19 protein-coding genes are annotated in these 16,336 nt (G+C 68.1%); 10 read left to right on the forward strand and 9 right to left on the reverse strand.

The window, feature by feature from the left end; genetic code table 11:
- Positions 1-263 precede the first annotated feature (263 nt).
- The gene (cobT, locus tag ACFWMR_RS38000; RefSeq protein ID WP_378278392.1) at positions 264-1,340 is read right to left on the reverse strand and encodes a nicotinate-nucleotide--dimethylbenzimidazole phosphoribosyltransferase; all 1,077 of its coding nucleotides are present in this window, start codon (positions 1,338-1,340) and stop codon (positions 264-266) included.
- A gap of 93 nt (positions 1,341-1,433) precedes the next feature.
- On the opposite strand from cobT, the gene ACFWMR_RS38005 reads away from it, so the two are divergent.
- Positions 1,434-2,102 carry an IspD/TarI family cytidylyltransferase gene (locus ACFWMR_RS38005; RefSeq protein WP_378381900.1) on the forward strand — a complete coding sequence of 223 codons (669 nt, stop codon included), beginning with the start codon at positions 1,434-1,436 and terminating at the stop codon, positions 2,100-2,102.
- On the opposite strand, the gene ACFWMR_RS38010 is transcribed toward ACFWMR_RS38005, so the two are convergent.
- The gene (locus tag ACFWMR_RS38010; RefSeq protein ID WP_378278391.1) at positions 2,099-2,506 is read right to left on the reverse strand and encodes a hypothetical protein; all 408 of its coding nucleotides are present in this window, start codon (positions 2,504-2,506) and stop codon (positions 2,099-2,101) included. The genes ACFWMR_RS38005 and ACFWMR_RS38010 overlap by 4 nt on opposite strands.
- A gap of 170 nt (positions 2,507-2,676) precedes the next feature.
- On the opposite strand from ACFWMR_RS38010, the gene ACFWMR_RS38015 reads away from it, so the two are divergent.
- From ACFWMR_RS38015 to ACFWMR_RS38025, 3 genes are read left to right on the forward strand one after another with little or no spacing between them, the layout of a single operon-like run.
- The gene (locus ACFWMR_RS38015) at positions 2,677-3,426 is read left to right on the forward strand and encodes a GntR family transcriptional regulator (RefSeq protein WP_093938720.1); all 750 of its coding nucleotides are present in this window, start codon (positions 2,677-2,679) and stop codon (positions 3,424-3,426) included.
- The gene (locus ACFWMR_RS38020) at positions 3,423-4,274 is read left to right on the forward strand and encodes a phosphoribosylaminoimidazolesuccinocarboxamide synthase (RefSeq protein ID WP_093938721.1); all 852 of its coding nucleotides are present in this window, start codon (positions 3,423-3,425) and stop codon (positions 4,272-4,274) included. The genes ACFWMR_RS38015 and ACFWMR_RS38020 overlap by 4 nt, the downstream gene beginning before the upstream one ends.
- Positions 4,267-4,494: a hypothetical protein gene (locus ACFWMR_RS38025; RefSeq protein WP_039795309.1), complete on the forward strand. Its 228-nt coding sequence runs from the start codon at positions 4,267-4,269 to the stop codon at positions 4,492-4,494. The genes ACFWMR_RS38020 and ACFWMR_RS38025 overlap by 8 nt, the downstream gene beginning before the upstream one ends.
- A gap of 79 nt (positions 4,495-4,573) precedes the next feature.
- Here ACFWMR_RS38025 and ACFWMR_RS38030 read toward each other — a convergent pair whose 3' ends face one another.
- On the reverse strand, positions 4,574-5,563 hold the full coding sequence (locus ACFWMR_RS38030) for an aldo/keto reductase family protein (protein WP_378381894.1): 990 nt from the start codon (positions 5,561-5,563) through the stop codon (positions 4,574-4,576).
- A 55-nt stretch (positions 5,564-5,618) separates the two neighbouring features.
- Positions 5,619-6,275, reverse strand: a complete 657-nt coding sequence (locus ACFWMR_RS38035) for a DUF3043 domain-containing protein (RefSeq protein ID WP_093938723.1) — start codon at positions 6,273-6,275, stop codon at positions 5,619-5,621.
- A 143-nt stretch (positions 6,276-6,418) separates the two neighbouring features.
- On the opposite strand from ACFWMR_RS38035, the gene ACFWMR_RS38040 reads away from it, so the two are divergent.
- Positions 6,419-6,796 (forward strand): HesB/IscA family protein, encoded by a 378-nt coding sequence (locus ACFWMR_RS38040; RefSeq protein ID WP_005164197.1) that lies wholly within the window; start codon positions 6,419-6,421, stop codon positions 6,794-6,796.
- Positions 6,797-6,884: 88 nt separating this feature from the next.
- Here the strand turns inward: ACFWMR_RS38040 and ACFWMR_RS38045 are convergent, their stop codons facing one another.
- Positions 6,885-7,073: a hypothetical protein gene (locus tag ACFWMR_RS38045; protein WP_005164196.1), complete on the reverse strand. Its 189-nt coding sequence runs from the start codon at positions 7,071-7,073 to the stop codon at positions 6,885-6,887.
- A gap of 141 nt (positions 7,074-7,214) precedes the next feature.
- On the opposite strand from ACFWMR_RS38045, the gene ACFWMR_RS38050 reads away from it, so the two are divergent.
- Entirely contained in the window at positions 7,215-8,204 is a 990-nt protein-coding gene (locus ACFWMR_RS38050) for a carbohydrate kinase family protein (protein ID WP_093938724.1), read from the forward strand.
- A gap of 65 nt (positions 8,205-8,269) precedes the next feature.
- Here the strand turns inward: ACFWMR_RS38050 and ACFWMR_RS38055 are convergent, their stop codons facing one another.
- Together ACFWMR_RS38055 and asnB are read right to left on the reverse strand one after the other, a co-directional pair.
- Positions 8,270-8,929 (reverse strand): alpha/beta fold hydrolase, encoded by a 660-nt coding sequence (locus tag ACFWMR_RS38055; RefSeq protein WP_378381895.1) that lies wholly within the window; start codon positions 8,927-8,929, stop codon positions 8,270-8,272.
- Positions 8,930-8,983: 54 nt separating this feature from the next.
- Positions 8,984-10,918 carry an asparagine synthase (glutamine-hydrolyzing) gene (gene asnB / locus ACFWMR_RS38060; RefSeq protein WP_093938726.1) on the reverse strand — a complete coding sequence of 645 codons (1,935 nt, stop codon included), beginning with the start codon at positions 10,916-10,918 and terminating at the stop codon, positions 8,984-8,986.
- 239 nt (positions 10,919-11,157) lie between these two features.
- Between asnB and ctaC the strand changes: the two genes are divergently transcribed.
- Both ctaC and ACFWMR_RS38070 read left to right on the forward strand, forming a co-directional pair.
- Positions 11,158-12,087, forward strand: coding sequence for an aa3-type cytochrome oxidase subunit II (ctaC, locus tag ACFWMR_RS38065; RefSeq protein WP_449224348.1), 930 nt, complete (start codon positions 11,158-11,160; stop codon positions 12,085-12,087).
- A 40-nt stretch (positions 12,088-12,127) separates the two neighbouring features.
- Positions 12,128-12,547, forward strand: coding sequence for a cytochrome c oxidase subunit 4 (locus ACFWMR_RS38070; protein ID WP_093938727.1), 420 nt, complete (start codon positions 12,128-12,130; stop codon positions 12,545-12,547).
- Positions 12,548-12,612: 65 nt separating this feature from the next.
- Here the strand turns inward: ACFWMR_RS38070 and ACFWMR_RS38075 are convergent, their stop codons facing one another.
- Positions 12,613-13,500 carry a DMT family transporter gene (locus tag ACFWMR_RS38075; RefSeq protein ID WP_378381897.1) on the reverse strand — a complete coding sequence of 296 codons (888 nt, stop codon included), beginning with the start codon at positions 13,498-13,500 and terminating at the stop codon, positions 12,613-12,615.
- Between the two features lie 82 nt (positions 13,501-13,582).
- Here ACFWMR_RS38075 and ACFWMR_RS38080 point away from each other — a divergent pair, with 82 nt between their 5' ends.
- On the forward strand, positions 13,583-14,545 hold the full coding sequence (locus ACFWMR_RS38080; protein ID WP_378381898.1) for a GlxA family transcriptional regulator: 963 nt from the start codon (positions 13,583-13,585) through the stop codon (positions 14,543-14,545).
- Here the strand turns inward: ACFWMR_RS38080 and ACFWMR_RS38085 are convergent.
- A complete protein-coding gene (locus ACFWMR_RS38085) occupies positions 14,542-14,937 on the reverse strand; it encodes a cupin domain-containing protein (RefSeq protein ID WP_093938730.1) in 396 nt (131 codons plus the stop codon). The genes ACFWMR_RS38080 and ACFWMR_RS38085 overlap by 4 nt on opposite strands.
- A gap of 52 nt (positions 14,938-14,989) precedes the next feature.
- Between ACFWMR_RS38085 and ACFWMR_RS38090 the strand changes: the two genes are divergently transcribed.
- On the forward strand, positions 14,990-15,955 hold the full coding sequence (locus tag ACFWMR_RS38090) for a helix-turn-helix domain-containing protein (RefSeq protein ID WP_378381899.1): 966 nt from the start codon (positions 14,990-14,992) through the stop codon (positions 15,953-15,955).
- The last annotated feature ends 381 nt before the right edge of the window (positions 15,956-16,336 follow it).

The following is a 16,336-nucleotide window of genomic DNA, read 5'->3' on the forward strand; positions in this document are numbered from 1 at the left end:
TCATTGCGCCTAGCGCAATGAAGGGGGCCTTCACGTACTGGGGCGAGTTCCCTCAGCGGTGCCGAGCGACGGGGTCTTTCGGCACCGCCGCTGTTACTGCTGTGACTGCTGGTGCACCTGTGACGATCGCGGATTCCATGAAGGCCTCCTTCACTACCTTCAGGGTAGGTAAGGAGGCCTTCACGGACTTGCCGATCGACTGCCGGCCACATCCGGCAGGCACCCCAGGACGCTGGGCGGTGCCAACAGGACATCCCGGCGCGTCAGGAAGCGGGGGCCTCGATCAGCGGCCCGCTCACCCCGGCCTGCTCGTGCGTCGCCATCTCCGCGAGCACCCGGGTCGCCATGAACACCAGCGGTAGCGCCGCGACAGCGCCCGTGCCCTCGCCGAGGCGCACGTCCAGATCCAGGATCGGCTCCAGATCGAGGTGCTCCAGCGCCAGCGCGTGCGCGGGTTCGCCGCCGCGCTGGCCCGCGGTCCACCACTGCCGCGCGCCCGGGACGAGTTCCTCGGCGACCAGCGCGGCCGCGGACGCGACCAGACCGTCCAGGATCACCGGCGTCTTCCGGAGCGAGGCCTGCGCGAGGAAGCCCGCCATCGCGGCGATGTCGGCGCCGGCGGACGTCCGCAGCAGCGCGACCGGGTCGGACAGCACGGTCCGCGCCCGCCGCAGCGCGTCCCGGACCGCCGCGGCCTTGCGCATCCAGGCGTTGTCGTCGATCCCCGAACCGCGGCCGACGACGGCCACCGGTTCGCTGCCGGTCAGCGCCGCGACCAGCACGGAGGCCGGGGTGCTGTTCCCGATCCCGAGATCGCCCGCGATGAGCAGGTCGGCCCCGCCGTCGACTTCGGCGTCGGCGATCGTCCTGCCCGCGAGGAGAGCGGCACGCGCCTCGTCGTCGGTGAGCGCGTCTTCGACGTCGATGGAGCCGGATCCGCGCCGCACCTTGAACTCGCCGATCGACCGCGTGGCGGGGGCGTCGCTGTCGACGGCCATGTCGACCACCCGGACACTCGCGCCCGCCGAAGCCGCCAGCACGTTGATGGCGGCGCCTCCGGTCAGCATGCTGCCGACGAGTTGCGCGGTGACCTCGCCCGGATAGGCCGAGACACCCTTCGCGGCGATGCCGTGGTCCCCGGCGAACACCACGACCCGGGGCCGGGTGAACGGGCGCGGCGGCGACTGGCCCTGGCAGGCCGCGACCCATACGCCCAGTTCTTCGAGCCTGCCCAGCGAGCCCGCGGGTTTGATCAGTTTCGAGTGCAATGCGATCGCCGCCGAGCGCGCGTGTTCATCAGGCTGCTCGACTTCGGAGAACTCGAGGATTTCGTCGGTCAACGCCCTGCCCCTTCGGATCGCTTCGGTGGCCGCGCCCAACCTACCCACCCGCCTGTGTCAGAGTTGCCTGTGGCTCAGACGAAGGCCGCCGGGGTGGTGCTCGCGAGCGGAGCGGGTACCCGGGTCGGCGCCAAGCTCAACAAGGTCTATCTGCCGGTGGCGGGCAAACGGGTCGTCGCGTGGTCGCTCGACGCCTTCGCCCGGGTGCCCGGTATCGACGTGCTCGTGCTGGTCATCCGGCCGCAGGACACCGAACTCGCGCGCGAGGTGCTCGCCGCGCATCCGGGTGAGGTCGAACTCGTCCACGGTGGCGCGACACGTCAGGGTTCGGAGCTGAACGCCTTGCGCCACTTGACTTCCCGCATCGAGAGCGGCGAGATCGACGCGGTGCTGCTGCACGACGCGGCCCGTCCGCTCGTCACCCCGGACCTGATCGCGGACGTCCTCGCGGACACGCGGCTGCACGGGGGAGCGGTGCCCGGGGTCGCGGCCGACGACATCGTGCGGGTCGACAGCGACACCGTTTCCGGCGCGCTGCCGGGAGCGATCCGGGTGCAGACGCCGCAGGGTTTCCGTGCCGCCCCGTTGCTGGAGGCGTACGAAACGGCGGAGCGCGAGGGTTTCGTCGGCACGGACACGTCTTCGTGCATGGAAAGGTTCTCCGCGCTGCCGGTGCGGTGGGTTCCGGGCAGCGCGGAGAACCTCAAGATCACCTACCCGCACGACCTCGTTGTCGCCGAGCAGGTGATCGGCCGCGGTTAGGGATCTCCCTGGTTGTCGGCCTTGGCTCCGTTGGCGGGCAGGATGGTGACCGGTTGGCGCGCCTCCATCGGGATCACGCAGTCCGGATGTGGTTGCAGCAACTGGATCGGCGCGGCGGCGTCGCCGGGGGGCGGGATGGTGAGCACCGCGCGCAGGGTCCAGTCGGCCGTCGAGTGGTATTGCCACGACACGAGCGCCGGTTGGAAGACGTCCGTGTCGGCGACTGTGGTGACCCGGAAGGCGCTCGCCCGTTCCTCGCCGCGGAGGACGAGGACATCGGCACAGGTGTCCCACTGGAACACCGCGGCACAGACCTCCGGCTCCTCGCGGGGGCCGAAGATGTAGACGACCCACCGGCGTCTTCGAAGCTCTTCGAGCAGTTCGTCGATGCTCAGATGGTTCATCGAGCCCCCCAACGGGTTTCGGGAACTCTGCGGAGAGTAACAGGTGTACTAGAGCACCGTCCAGAATGTGTACTAGTACGTAATAATGGGGTGTGAGCAGGATCCTTGGTGCTCGCCCATTGGTGTGCTAGAACGCTTGTGCGCACCGCGCGACCTTGTGAGGAGTCACCTTGCCCGCCGTCGACCGACCTGAACCGCCGTATCTCCAGATCGCGGGAAACATTCGCGACGACATCGTTTCGGGCAGGCTCAAGGAAGGCGACGCGGTCCCGTCCGCACGGGAGATCGCCAGGAACTGGAACGTCGCGATGGCGACGGCGATGAAGGTGCTGTCCACGCTCCGGGCGGAAGGTCTGGTCCGCGCGGTTCGCGGGATCGGGACAGTGGTGCAGACCAGGGCGCTGCACCGCTCCGCGCACGATCGGACGATCTCGATCGCGCGAACCGGCAAGGTCTATCCGCCGGGCCACTACGCGAAAATCCGTGAGGCCGGGCTCGTCCCGGCGCCGGAGCGGGTGGCGGGCGCCCTGGGGATCGACCAGGGTTCTCCCGCGATACGGCGGCGGCGGACCACGTACGCGGGCCAGGACGTGCCGGTGTCGACGTCCGTTTCGTGGTTCGACGGCACTGTCGCGTCGAAGGCGCCGTTGCTGTTCGAGCCGGTGCGGATCGTCGAAGGAACGGTCAAATATGTTGCGGACCGGACAGGCCGGGTTCTGACGTCGACCCATTCTCAGCACGCCGCGGGGCTGGCGGGTGCCGAGGAGGCGAAGGAACTCGGCGTGGCCGAAGGTTCGGCGATTTTGTTGAGCCGTAACAGGTTCTTGTCCGCCGAGGGAGACGTACTCGAGTACGGCGAATCGGCGGCGTTGCCGGACCATTGGATTTTCTACGAATACAACATCGAGGACGGGGCATGAAGCACATTCACGCGGGTAAGGTCCGGGACCTTTACGAAATCGACGGCGACATTCTGCTCGTCGCGTCGGATCGCGTTTCGGTCTACGACGTCTCGCTGCCGACCCCGATCCCGGACAAGGGCGCGCTGCTGAACCAGCTTTCCGCCTGGTGGTTCGAAAAGATGGCCGACGTGGTGCCGAACCACGTCATTTCCACGACCGACGTCCCCGCGGAATTCGCCGGTCGCGCCACACGCTGCAAGCCACTGAAGATGATCCAGGTCGAATGCATCGCGCGCGGCTACCTCACCGGTCTCGGCATGCGCGAATACCGGCGTGACGGCAAGGTTTCCGGCGTCGAACTGCCCGCCGGTCTGGTCGAGGCGGACAAGCTGCCCGAGCCGATCTTCACGCCCACCACGAAGATCTCCGACACCGGTCACGACGAGTTCATGACCTTCGCCGACGTCGTGAACGAGATCGGCCAGGAGACCGCGGACCGCATCCGGGACCTGACGCTCGAGGTCTACACCAAGGGCGCGGAGCACGCGGCGAAGAACGGCATCATCATCGCCGACACCAAGATCGAGTTCGGGTTCGACGCCGACGGCGTGCTGACGCTCGGGGACGAGGTCCTCACGTCGGACTCGTCGCGGTTCTGGCCCGCCGACGACTACGAGCCGGGCCGCACACAGCACGCGTTCGACAAGCAGTTCGTCCGCGACTGGTCCACCACCACCGGCTGGGACAAGACGCCACCCGGCCCCGCCATCCCGGACGAGATCGTCGAAGCGACCCGCAAGCGCTACACCGAGGTCTACGAAAGGATCACCGGGAAGACCTGGGTATCGGGCGGCGACCATGCCTGAACAGCAGGTGTACGACCCGTACCGGTTGATAGACGACGTCGAGGGCCTGCTGATCCAGCGGGGCCACCGGCCGGAGCGGCTCGACGGCCGGACGGGCGACCGCGTCGCCGGCGCGAGCAGGTTGTTGCGGGGCCTGGGAATCGACCCGTTGCGCGCTCCGGGTGACGCCCTCGACCTCGATGGTCAGATCGCGTACCAGTCACGGGTGCACGGCGACTGACGCAAGGCGAACGTCGCATTTAGTCGACTAATTGCGGGAAAAGCATCCGCAATTAGTCGACTAAATGCGTTCAGGGGGATCAGGGCGAGCGGGTGAGGGTGGGGTCGGTCTCGGCGACGCCGTCGAGGGCCTCGTCGATCGCGGCGAGCAGATCCGCGTCCAGCGTCACGCCGGCCGCCTTCACGTTCTCGTGCACCTGCTCCGGCCGCGAAGCGCCGATGATCGCCGAGGCGACGTTCGGGTTCTGCAGCACCCACGCCACGGCGAGCTGGGCCATCGTCAGGCCCGCCTTGTCCGCGAGCGGCTGAAGCCGCTGGACGCGTTCGAGGACGTCGTCGGCGAGGAAACGGGCGACCATGTTGGCGCCGCCCTTCTCGTCTGTCGCGCGGGAGCCCTCGGGCAGCGCCTGGCCGGGCTTGTACTTGCCGGTGAGCACGCCCTGCGCGATCGGGGACCAGACGATCTGGCTGAGCCCTTCACGCTCGGAGGCCGGGATGACCTGCGCCTCGATGACCCGCCACAGCGCGCTGTACTGCGGCTGGTTCGAGATCAGGGGCACCTTCAGCTCGCGCGCGATCGCCGCGCCCTGGGTGATCTGCTCGGCGTTCCACTCGGAGACGCCGACGTAGAGCACCTTGCCCTGCCGGACGAGGTCGGCGAAGGCGAGGAACGTCTCTTCGAGCGGGACGGTCCGGTCGAACCGGTGCGCCTGGTAGAGGTCGACGTAGTCGGTGCCGAGCCGCTTCAGCGAGGCGTTCGCCGATTCGATGATGTGCTTGCGGCCGAGGCCCTTGTCGTTGGGGCCCTTGGGGCCGGTCGGCCAGTAGACCTTGGTGAAGATCTCCAGGCTTTCGCGGCGCAGGCCCTTCAGGCCGCGGCCGAGCACCGATTCGGCGGCGGTGTTCGCGTAGACGTCGGCGGTGTCGAACGTGGTGATGCCGACGTCGAGCGCCGCTTTGATGCAGGCCTGGGCCTGGTCCTCTTCCACCTGGGACCCGTGGGTGAGCCAGTTGCCGTACGAGATCTCACTGACATTGAGGCCGCTGCGGCCGAGGCGTCGAAACTCCATGAGCGCGACTCTACCCCAGGCCGTTAGCCACGCTAACGACCTGGGTTTCGCCTGCTCAGACCTTGTCGCCGGGGCTGACCCGCGGCTTGGGGACGCGCAGCTTGCGGATCTGGCTCGCGCGGATGAAGGAGTACCAGCCGACGGAGGTGCCCTTGACGGCCTCGTTGGGGAACTTCAGCCGGACCATCTTCGCGATCCGGCGCCCGCTGAGCACGCCTTCGACGATCATGCCGAGCAGCATCACGGTGCACAGCAGCGTCGCGTACCGCTGCACCTCCGGGTACGGGAGGATCAGCGCGACGAACACCAGGATCGCCAGCGGCATGAACAGCCCGAGCAGGTTGCGCCGCGAGTCGACCAGGTCGCGGATGTAGGCCTTGACCGGGCCGCGGTCACGGGGGAGCAGGTACTTGTCCTCACCCGCCATCATCCGCTCGCGGCGTTCCTTGGCGGCGTTGCGCTGCTTCGCCTTGTACTCCGGGTCGGACTTCGCGGACTTGCGCAGTTCCTTGTTGCGCTTCATCGCCTCGCGCATGGTGGTCGGCGGGGGCGCCACCGGGCCGCGGCGCTTGGCCTCGGCCTCACGCCGCTTGGGCGTGGCCTTGCCCTTGCCGGGCGTATACGCCTTGGCCTGGACCTCGACGGCCTCGCTGTCGGGCGTCTCGGTGTCCGTCGTGGCGGAGTCTGTGGTGCTACGGCGCAGGAACCTCACCTCACCAGGGTAGTTGCAGGCGTCACGGTGCCACGCACCAGGCCGAGCGATATGTCACCATGGAGGGGAACAGATCGGGACTCCGACGTGTTGGACCATGTGCAAGACGAGTACCCGCAGCGAGTTCGACCAGAGGGAGAACCATGACGACCGCTGAGCAGGCAGCCGCAGCTCAGGCCGAGACCGCCGAGGAGACGCACGGCGTCACCTTGACCGACGCCGCCGCCGTCAAGGCGAAGGCCCTGCTCGAGCAGGAGGGCCGCGACGACATGCACCTGCGCATCGCCGTCCAGCCCGGTGGGTGCGCGGGCCTGCGCTACCAGCTGTTCTTCGACGAGCGCACGCTCGACGGTGACCTGTTCCGTGACTTCGACGGGCTTCGCGTGGCCGTCGACCGGATGAGCGCGCCGTACGTGTCGAGCGCCGTGATCGACTTCGTCGACTCGATCGAGAAGCAGGGCTTCACGATCGACAACCCCAACGCGACCGGCAGCTGCGCCTGCGGCGACAGCTTCCACTGATCCGCGTCGAGGCACGAGGAAGGGCCGCGAACCTCACCCAAGGTCGCGGCCCTTCTTCATGCCCGTGGTGCGTCACATCGCGACGGGATCAGACGTAGGCGTCCAGATCGGCGACCTGGGCGAGACACCGCTCGTCCACGGTCCAGGGCGGAGCGATCTGCCGGGGCAGGGGCAGGTTCTCGGCCTGGAGGGACGACGGGATGCCGGCACAGTCGGCGATGAGTTCGCCGATCGATTCCGGTTCGAGGTGATACGCGGGAGTGGTCACGAACGACAAGTTAATGACTCGTGTTCCAGTAGGACACCACTACCAACCGGTAGTGTTGATGGCCGTGCCTGAAGCAACCCGTATGGGGCATGACCTGCGGGTAACTTAGCCGTCCTCGCTTTCGCGAGGCCGACCGATCAAGGAGAACCGGTGGCAGACAGCGCCAGGATCGCAGTATCCGGCAGTATCGCAACCGACCATCTCATGCACTTCCCGGGCAGGTTCGCCGAGCAGCTCATCGCCGAGCAGCTGCACCGCGTGTCCCTGAGCTTCCTGGCCGACGACCTCGTCGTCCGGCGGGGCGGGATCGGCGCCAACATCGCCTTCGGGCTCGGCGTGCTCGGCAAGAGCCCGATCCTGGTCGGCGCGGTGGGCTCCGACTTCGCCGACTACCGCTCGTGGCTCGAACGGCACGGCGTCGACACCGCCGGCGTGCTGGTCTCCGAGGTCGCGCACACCGCGCGCTTCGTCTGCACCACCGACGAGGACCTCTGCCAGATCGCCACCTTCTACGCCGGGGCGATGGCCGAATCCCGCAACATCGAACTGGCGCCGGTCGCCGCGCACGCCGGCGAGCTGTCGCTCGTGCTGATCAGCCCGGACGACCCCGAAGGCATGGTCCGGCACGCCGAGGAGTGCCGCCAGCGCGGCTACACCTTCGCCGTGGACCCCTCGCAGCAGCTCGCGCGGATGGACGGCGAGCAGGTGCGCGCCTTCGTCGACGGCGCGAAGTACCTGTTCAGCAACGACTACGAATGGGAACTGCTGCTCCAGAAGACCGGCTGGACCGAGGCCGACGTCCTCGACCGCGTCGGCATGCGGATCACCACGCTCGGGGAAAAGGGTGTCGAGATCATCGGCAAGGACGGTCTCGCGCTGCAGATCGGCGCCGTCCCGGAACGCGGCAAGGTCGACCCGACCGGCGTCGGCGACGGTTTCCGCGCCGGGTTCATCGCCGGGATCGACGGCGGGCTGAGCCTGGAGCGTTCGGCGCAGCTGGGCTCGCTGATCGCCGTGCTGGTGTTGGAGACCGTGGGCACACAGGAGTGGTCCTTCGACCGCGCCGACGTGCTGGGCCGCCTGAAGGAGGCCTTCGGTCCGGAGTCGGCCGAAGAGATCGCGGCCATCCTGCCTGCTTGAGCCTCGGTAAGTCCGTGAAGGCACCCTTGAGGGACCCAGAGTCCCTCAAGGAGGCCTTCACGGACTTACGCCGTGCCGCGTCCGGTCAGGATGGCGGCGACCTCGGCCGGGCGGGACATGTGCGGGCAGTGCCCGGCGTCGATCTCGATCGCGCCGACGCCGAGCCGGTCCCTGGCGGCCTGGCGCATCCACTCCGGTTTCAGCGTGCGGTCACGCGTGGGGACGATCACCGTCGACGGGATCTCCGGCGCGGGCCCGGCGGGATGGGCGGCGAGCACGGCGGGGCTGAACAGCCGCAGGCTGTCCAACGCCAGATGTTCGGTCTCGGGATCGCAATCGTGGAACAGGAACTCCGACGCCTTCGCGGGATCCGCGGTCGGGTCCACGCCGATCCACTCCGGGGCGAACACGGTCAGGACCTCGTCGCGCAAGCGCCGGCCACCGGCGAAATCGGGGATGTAGGCGGCCACCCACACCATCGCCCGCGCGTCGAGCGCCTCGGCGATCGCGGGGAGCAGGACCCCGGCTCCGGAATGCGCCACCACGACCGGCCGCTCGCCGTCGTACTGGTCCCGCGCGTGCTGCGCGTAGCCCTCGACGGGCAGATCGGCCGGGGTCAGCAGGTCCACCGCGATCGCGCGGTGCCCGGCGGCCCTGAGCAACTTGGCCACCCGGTCCCAGCCCGCCGGGCTCTGCGTCGTGCCGTGCACGAGGACGAAGTCCATCGGTCCATGCTGGCCTTCACCGCGTGAACGGTGAAGGCCAGTGCGGAGTCGTGACTAGAGTTTCACCGGGTAGACGGGTTCCGGGATCTCGGGCTTGATGCGGTTCTCGACGAAGATCCCGTGCCACAGCATGAACACCAGCAGCGCCCACAGCTGGCGGCTGCGGTCGAGCTGCCCGGCCTTGTGCTCGTCGAGCAGCGCCAGGACGGCCTTCTTGTCGAGCAGCGCGTCGGTCTGCGAGTCCGAGATGATGCCCTTGGCCCAGTCGTACATCTCGTTGCGCAGCCAGAGCCGGATCGGCACCGGGAAGCCGAGCTTGCGCCGGTTCAGCACGTGCCCCGGGATGATCTTCGCCAGCGCCTGGCGCAGCGCGTACTTCGTGGTGCCGTGCGCGAGCTTCTGGTCGAGCGGGATGGTCGAGGCGACCTTGAACACCTCGGCGTCGAGGAACGGCACGCGCAGTTCCAGCGAGTTCGCCATGGTCACCTTGTCGGCCTTGACCAGGATGTCGCCGCGCAGCCAGGTGTAGAGGTCGACGTGCTGCATCCGCGCGACCGGGTCCCAGTTCTCCGAGATCTTGTACCAGGGAGCGGTGACGTCCTTGAAGCCGATGCCTTCCTCGTACGTGCGCAGCACCTTGCGGAGCTGGTCGTCGCGGAAGTTGCGCGCGTTGCCGTAGTAGCGGTCCTCCAGCGGCAGCGCCCCGCGCCGCAGCAGGTCCTTGCCGCGGGTGCCCTCGGGGATCTTCGTGGAGACCTTGCCGATGATCTTCCGCATCCCGCCAGGGATCTTCTCGAACGGCGCCAGCGAGATCGGCTCGTTGTAGATCGTGTAGCCGCAGAAGAGCTCGTCGGCGCCTTCGCCGGACAGCACCGCCTTGACGTGCTTGCGCGCTTCGCGGGCGATGAACCACAGCGGCACGAGCGCCGGGTCGGCCACCGGGTCGTCGAGGTACCAGACGATGAGCGGCAGCGCTTCCATCATCTCGTCCGCGGAAACCGTGCGGACCACGTGCTTCACGCCGATCGCGGCGGCCGATTCGGCGGCGACGTCGACCTCGGAGTAGCCCTCGCGCTCGAACCCGGTGGTGAACGCGATCAGGTTCGGGTTGTGCTCCTTGGCCAGCGTCGCGGTCGCGGTGGAGTCGATGCCGCCGGAAAGGAACGCGCCGACGGTGACGTCCGGGTCGGAGATCATGTGCTTGCCGACCGAGTCGCGCATCACATCGGCGATGCGCTCGTACAGTTCGTCGGCCTCGGCCTGGTTGTTGACCGGCTTCGCGTTGAACTGCGGGTGGAAGTAGCGGGTGAACTCGACGTTCCCGCCCGGGACCACCCGGAACGACGTGCCGGACTCGACGCGGCGGACGCCGGTGTGCATCGACTCGGGCTCCGGCACGTACTGCAGGACCAGGTAGTGCTGCAGCGCCGTCTTGTCCAGCTCGTCCTCGACGCCGAGCACGCCGGAGAGCTCCAGCAGGCTCTTCTTCTCGCTGGAGAAGGCGATCTTGCCGGGGCCCGCCGAGTAGAACAGCGGCTTGATGCCGAACGGGTCGCGCGCGCCGAAGACGACCTTCTCCTGGGAGTCCCAGATCATGAAGGCGAACATGCCGCGCAGCTTCTTCACCGCGTCGTCGCCGAGGTAGTGGTACGCCGCGACGATCGCCTCGCCGTCACCCTCTGTGGCGAATTTCGCACCGTGCTCGGCGGCCAGTTCGTCGCGCAGCTCTTTGTAGTTGTAGATCTCGCCGTTGAAGTTCAGCGTGTAGCGCTCGGGCGCCTCCGGCGGACCCCAGATCAGCGGCTGGTGGGCGTGGTCGACGTCGATGAAGGCGAGCCGGTTGAAGCCGTAGACCACCTCGGCGTCGGCCCAGGTGTCGTGCTCGTCGGGGCCGCGGTGCCGCTGGCAGCGCATGGCCGCGTCGACGGCGTCACGGGCGCTCGCAGCGTCGGCTTCGGTCGAACAGATCAGTCCAAGCAGGCCGCACACGTCTAGTTCACACACCTCTTGTTGGCCGAGCGGGGGAGAAGGGCCCAGTATGCCCGGGTGTACGTACACCCGGATGTGGTGGGGGATACGCGTGTTGTGGTTACCCCTTAGTCAGCGCGGCGCCACAACTCGGCTAGGCTCCGCGTGAACACAAAGATCGGTCGAGGAGGCTCTGGGTGAAAGGGCAAGGCGCAGTGGGAAATCCAGAGCGCGAGCTAACGGATTCTCGGCGGGAAAGCGTGCCTCGAATCAAGGCCACACGGCCTGTCCGCATCGCAGCGCTCGCGGCGCTGGTGATGCTGACCGCGACGGGCTGTTCCGGGGACGAGATCCTCCGCTTCGGCTGGCCGGTCGGGGTGACCCCGCAGGCGCACGACATGCGCACCCTGTGGACGTGGACGGTCGTCGCCGCGCTGGTCGTCGGTGTCATCGTCTGGGCGCTGATCTTCTGGACCGCGATCTTCCACCGCAAGAAGAAGACCGCCGACGGCGTGGAAGAGGAACTGCCCCGCCAGTTCCAGTACAACATCCCGCTGGAGATCTTCACGGTCGTCGTCCCGACGATCATGGTCTGCGTGCTGTTCTTCTTCACCGCGACCACCGAGAACCGCGTGCTCGCCGAGACGGAGAACCCGGACGTCACGGTCGACATCGTCGCGTTCCAGTGGAACTGGGAGTTCAAGTACAAGAGCGACTCCAAGAACCACGACGACCCCGAGATCACCACGGTCGGCAGCTCGACCGAGATCCCGCTGCTCGTCCTGCCGACGAACAAGACGATCCAGTACAACCTGCGGTCGGCCGACGTCATCCACTCGTTCTGGGTGCCGGAGTTCCACTTCAAGCGGGACGTCATGCCGGACCCGGAGAAGAACAACCAGGACTTCACCTTCCAGAACTCGATCGACAAGGAAGGTTCGTTCGTCGGCCGCTGCGCCGAACTGTGCGGCACCTACCACTCGGGGATGAACTTCGAGGTCAGGGCCCTGTCGCCGGACAAGTACGCGCAGTACATCCAGCTCCGCGGCACGGTGAACCCGAAGAGCGGCAAGCCGAACACGGCTTCCGAGGCGCTGACGGCGATGAACTGTGGCGACCTGTGCTCGCCCTACGCCGTCACCACCACCCCGTTCAACACCGACCGCACCGCGCGGGTCGCGTCCAACTGACCCGGCTGTTCGAGCCCGAAACAGGAGTGAGGCAACGTCCATGAAGGTCGAAGGACGGATTTTCTTCCTCGTCGCGGTCTTCTCCGTCATCGTCGCGGGTATCTACGCGTACATGACCGGAACGATGACCCGCGACGGCGTCGAGCCGGTCGGTGTGGTGGCCCTGATCCTCACCGGTGGCCTGGCCTTCCTGGCCGGGAGCTACCTGCAGTTCGTGGCGCGGCGCATCGAGCCGCGGCCGGAGGACCGGGAAGACGCCGAGATCAGCGACGGTGCCGGTGAGCTGGGCTTCTTCAGCCCGGGCAGCTACTGGCCGATCGCTCTCGCGGCGGCCGCCGCGCTGACTGGTGTCGCCCTCGCGTTCTTCCACATCTGGCTGCTGATCATCGCGCTGGGCCTGGTGATCGTCGCCATCGGCGGGCTGGTGTTCGAGTACCACACCGGCCCGAACCACGACTGACGTTTTGACGCCGGAAGCGGCGCCTTGGTCTTCGGACCGGGGCGCCGCTTTTCGCGTTCAGAGGACTAAACGCGGGCGGGCTGGGATTCGGGTTGGGGTGCCGGTGTGCGCTTCGGCGCCAGGGCGGCCGCCAGGACGGCCAGCATCCCCACACCCTCCGGCCAGGTCGGCCGGTGCCCGTAGGCGAGGACGTCCACCACCACGGCGACCACGGGGTAGATGTAGGACAGCAGCGCCACCGTCGTGGTCGGCAGCTTCCCGATGCTCGCGTACATCAGGACGTACATCAGCGCGGTGTGGACCGTCCCCAGCAGGACCAGCCACAGGAGCCCTGAGGTGTCCGTGGGCAGCGGCGTGACGAGCAGCGCGGGGGCGAGCACGATCGTGCCGGTCACCAGCTGGACGGCCGCCAGGACGTGCGGGCGCAGGTGTTTGAGCTGCTTCGCGATGAACGAGGCGCCGGCGTAGAGCGCGGCCGCGCCGAGGGCGAGCGCGATGCCTTCCAGTCGCACGGGTTCGCCGTCGGCGCCGTGCGCGGACAGGGAGATGAGCGTCACGCCGCCGAACGCGATCAGTGCCCGGACCAGCTGGCTCTTCGCCATTTTCTCGCCGAGGAACGCCGCGGCGAGACCGACCAGCATCAGCGGTTGCGTGTGGTAGACGACGGTGCTGACCGAGATCGACGACAGCGCGTACGAGGCGAAGAGCAGCACCCAGTTCCCGACCAGGAACAGGCCGCCGAGGACGGCGAGCAGCAGGTCGCGGCGGGTGAGCGTCCAGGGGCGGAGCCAGCCGCGCGCGGCGCTCCACACCAGGAGCAGCAGGCCGCCGACGAGGCTCCTCGCGAACGCCACGGCGGGCGCGTCGGCGCCGCTTTCCAGGACGACGGCGCCGATCGTGCCGGACAGCGCCATCGCGGCCGTCCACTGGAGCAGGGGGTTGTTCTTGTTCATGAGCATCACTTTCGCCCTCGCGCCCGTGCACGACCAGTGTCAGAGATGACATTGACCGCAAAACTTGTGACACACTGCCCGGATGGAGGTGAAGAAGGTCGCGGTGGTGCTCGCCGACCACGTCTCGCCGTTCGAACTCGGTGTCGCGTGCGAGGTCTTCGGCACCGATCGCAGTGCCGACGGCATCGAGGGCTGGGATTTCGCGGTCTGCTCACCGGGTGGCGACAATGTCCTGAGCTGGTCCGGTTTCGGGCTCGACGGGTTGGAGGGCCTGGATTTCGCGGCGTCCGCGGAGCTGCTGATCGTCCCGACGTGCGCGCCGCGCAGCGCGCCACCGCCGGAACCGGTCATCGAGGTCCTGCGCGACGCGGCGAGCCGGGGCGCCTGGGTCGCGGGCTTCTGTGCCGGTGTCTTCTCACTCGGCTACGCGGGCCTTCTCGACGGGCGCAACTGCACCGTCCACTGGGTCTACGAGCAGGAGTTCCGGTCGCGTTTCCCGACGGCGAAGGTCGACCCGAAAGCGTTGTACGTCGACGACGGCGGGATTCTCACCAGCGCGGGAACCGTCGCCGCCGTCGACCTTTGCCTGCATCTGGTGCGCGAGCTGCGCGGTGTCGCCGCGGCCACCACGCTGGCCAGGCGGATGGTCGCGGCGCCGCACCGGGTCGGCGGGCAGGCGCAGTTCGTCCAGGCGCCTGTTCCGGAGACCGCCGCGCCGGACGACACCGTGCTCGCCGAAGCGCTCGAATGGATCGAACGGCGGCTGGATCAGCCGTTCACCGTCGCCGAGCTCGCCCGTCGAAGCGGTTTGGGGGAGCGCACGTTCCTGCGCCGCTTCTCGGCGGCCACCGGGACGACCCCGCACCGGTGGCTCACCGAACGCCGCCTCGATCGCGCGCAGTCGCTGCTCGAAGAGGGACGACTGTCCATTGAGGACATAGCTGTCGCGTGCGGATACGCCTCCGCGGCGGCGCTGCGGCATCAGTTCGGCAAGCTGCGGGGAACCAGTCCGAGCGCCTACCGCAGGACGTTTTCCGTTGGCTAGAAGGAGATCTCCTGGCCGACGGTGACCTGGACATGGTCGGGGACCTCGTCGTGCTCGTCGCCGACGGAGAGCGTTCCGGTGGGCTCGAACAGCAGTAGCGACGCACCGTCCACTGAGGACGGTTTGTGAAAAGTGCCGCGCGGGACGACGAACACCGAGCCTCGCGGCAGCGTGACGACCCGTTCGCCCGCCTCCTCGCGCAACGCGATGTCCAGGCTGCCGTCGAGGACGAGGAAGAACTCGTCGGTGTTCTCGTGGACGTGCCAGACGTGCTCGCCCGCGACCTTGGCGAGACGGACGTCGTAGTCGTTGACGTGGGCGACGATCCGCGGGCTCCAGATCTCGTCGAACCCGGCCAACGCGGTCTCCAGATCGATCGGTTTCTTGCTCATGTCCCGATCATGGCCACTGGACCGGCCGCGGAGTGAGTGCTAGGAATCGCATATGTCGCATGATTCCTCGCACGAGGTCGCCGTCCTGGTCGACGAAGGGTCCAACCCCTTCGAAATGGGCGTCGCGACCGAGCTCTTCGGGCTGCGGCGGCCGGAACTGGACCGGCCCTGGTACGGCTTCACCCTGTGCGCCGCCGAGCCGTCCGTGCGGATGCACCTGGGGATGTTCACCCTCAGCGGAGTCGCCGGGCTCGACGCCGTGGAGGCCGCCGACACGGTGATCGTGCCCAACCGGCCCGACCCGGAGAGCCCGGCCCGGGACTCGGTGCTGAGGGCCATCCGCGCCGCCGCCGCGCGAGGTGCCCGGCTGGTGAGCTTCTGCACCGGCGCCTTCACGCTCGCGCAGGCGGGTGTTCTGGACGGACGGCGGGCGACGACGCATTGGAAATGGGCCGGGCTCTTCAGCGAGTTGTATCCGAAGGTGCTCCTGGAGCCCGACGTGCTGTTCGTCGACGACGGCGACGTCCTGACCGCGGCGGGCAGCGCCGCCGCCCTCGACCTGGGGCTGCACCTGATCAGCCGTGACCACGGTGCCGAGATCGCCAACGCGGTGAGCAGGCGGCTCGTGTTCGCCGGGCACCGCGACGGCGGCCAGCGGCAGTTCGTCGAGCGGCCGCTGCCGCCGGTACCGGACACCTCGCTGGCGCCGGTGCTCGAATGGGCGCGGGAACGGCTGGACCGGCCGCTCACCGTCGCCGACCTCGCCACGCGGGCGGCGGCCAGCCAGGCGACGCTGCACCGGCGGTTCCGCGCCGAACTCGGGACGACGCCGCTGGCGTGGCTCACCACGGAGCGGATCGCGCTGGCGTGCCGGCTGATCGAGCGCGGGGAGCAGAGGCTGGACCTGGTGGCGCGGGCTTCGGGGTTCGGTACCGCGGCGAACCTGCGGGCCCAGCTGCGGCGGGCTACGGGACTGACGCCTACGGCTTACCGGGCGCGGTTCAGTACCGCTTCGTAGGCGGTTGCTGGTGGCGTCGACCCCGTGCAATGAAAGGCCCCTTCATTGCAAATTTTGCAATGAAGGGGCCTTTCATTGCAGGTCGTGAGTGCTGCGCCGGAAGGTGTCTTCGCCGGCTTCCGTGCCCCCTCCCGGACGCTATGAAAGGTCCTTTCCTTGCAAATTTTGCTATGAAGGGGCCTTTCATAGCGCTCTCTGGAGGGGCGGCGTCCGTAGGGGCGTGGGCGGTCGCGGGATGTCATGAAAGGGGCGTTCAAGACGAAAAACGTCCTGAATGACCCTTTCATGACACTCGACGGGGCCGCGCCGGATGTCATGAGGGGTGGGGCCGGGGCGGGAAAAAATAAATAGGGTCGCCGCCGAAGACCGGAGCGTGGAAGA

This window comes from Amycolatopsis thailandensis, from assembly GCF_042723255.1.
GTDB lineage: Bacteria > Actinomycetota > Actinomycetes > Mycobacteriales > Pseudonocardiaceae > Amycolatopsis > Amycolatopsis thailandensis.

Coding starts and splice junctions, on each gene's coding strand:
- ACFWMR_RS38070 (WP_093938727.1), top strand. CDS start 12,128: ATGAAGGTCGAAGGACGGATTTTCTTCCTCGTCGCGGTCTTCTCCGTC.
- ACFWMR_RS38025 (WP_039795309.1), top strand. CDS start 4,267: ATGCCTGAACAGCAGGTGTACGACCCGTACCGGTTGATAGACGACGTC.
- ACFWMR_RS38030 (WP_378381894.1), bottom strand. CDS start 5,563: ATGGAGTTTCGACGCCTCGGCCGCAGCGGCCTCAATGTCAGTGAGATC.
- ACFWMR_RS38055 (WP_378381895.1), bottom strand. CDS start 8,929: ATGGACTTCGTCCTCGTGCACGGCACGACGCAGAGCCCGGCGGGCTGG.
- ACFWMR_RS38080 (WP_378381898.1), top strand. CDS start 13,583: ATGGAGGTGAAGAAGGTCGCGGTGGTGCTCGCCGACCACGTCTCGCCG.
- ACFWMR_RS38010 (WP_378278391.1), bottom strand. CDS start 2,506: ATGAACCATCTGAGCATCGACGAACTGCTCGAAGAGCTTCGAAGACGC.
- ACFWMR_RS38020 (WP_093938721.1), top strand. CDS start 3,423: ATGAAGCACATTCACGCGGGTAAGGTCCGGGACCTTTACGAAATCGAC.
- ACFWMR_RS38090 (WP_378381899.1), top strand. CDS start 14,990: ATGTCGCATGATTCCTCGCACGAGGTCGCCGTCCTGGTCGACGAAGGG.
- ACFWMR_RS38075 (WP_378381897.1), bottom strand. CDS start 13,500: ATGAACAAGAACAACCCCCTGCTCCAGTGGACGGCCGCGATGGCGCTG.
- ACFWMR_RS38040 (WP_005164197.1), top strand. CDS start 6,419: ATGACGACCGCTGAGCAGGCAGCCGCAGCTCAGGCCGAGACCGCCGAG.
- ACFWMR_RS38085 (WP_093938730.1), bottom strand. CDS start 14,937: ATGAGCAAGAAACCGATCGATCTGGAGACCGCGTTGGCCGGGTTCGAC.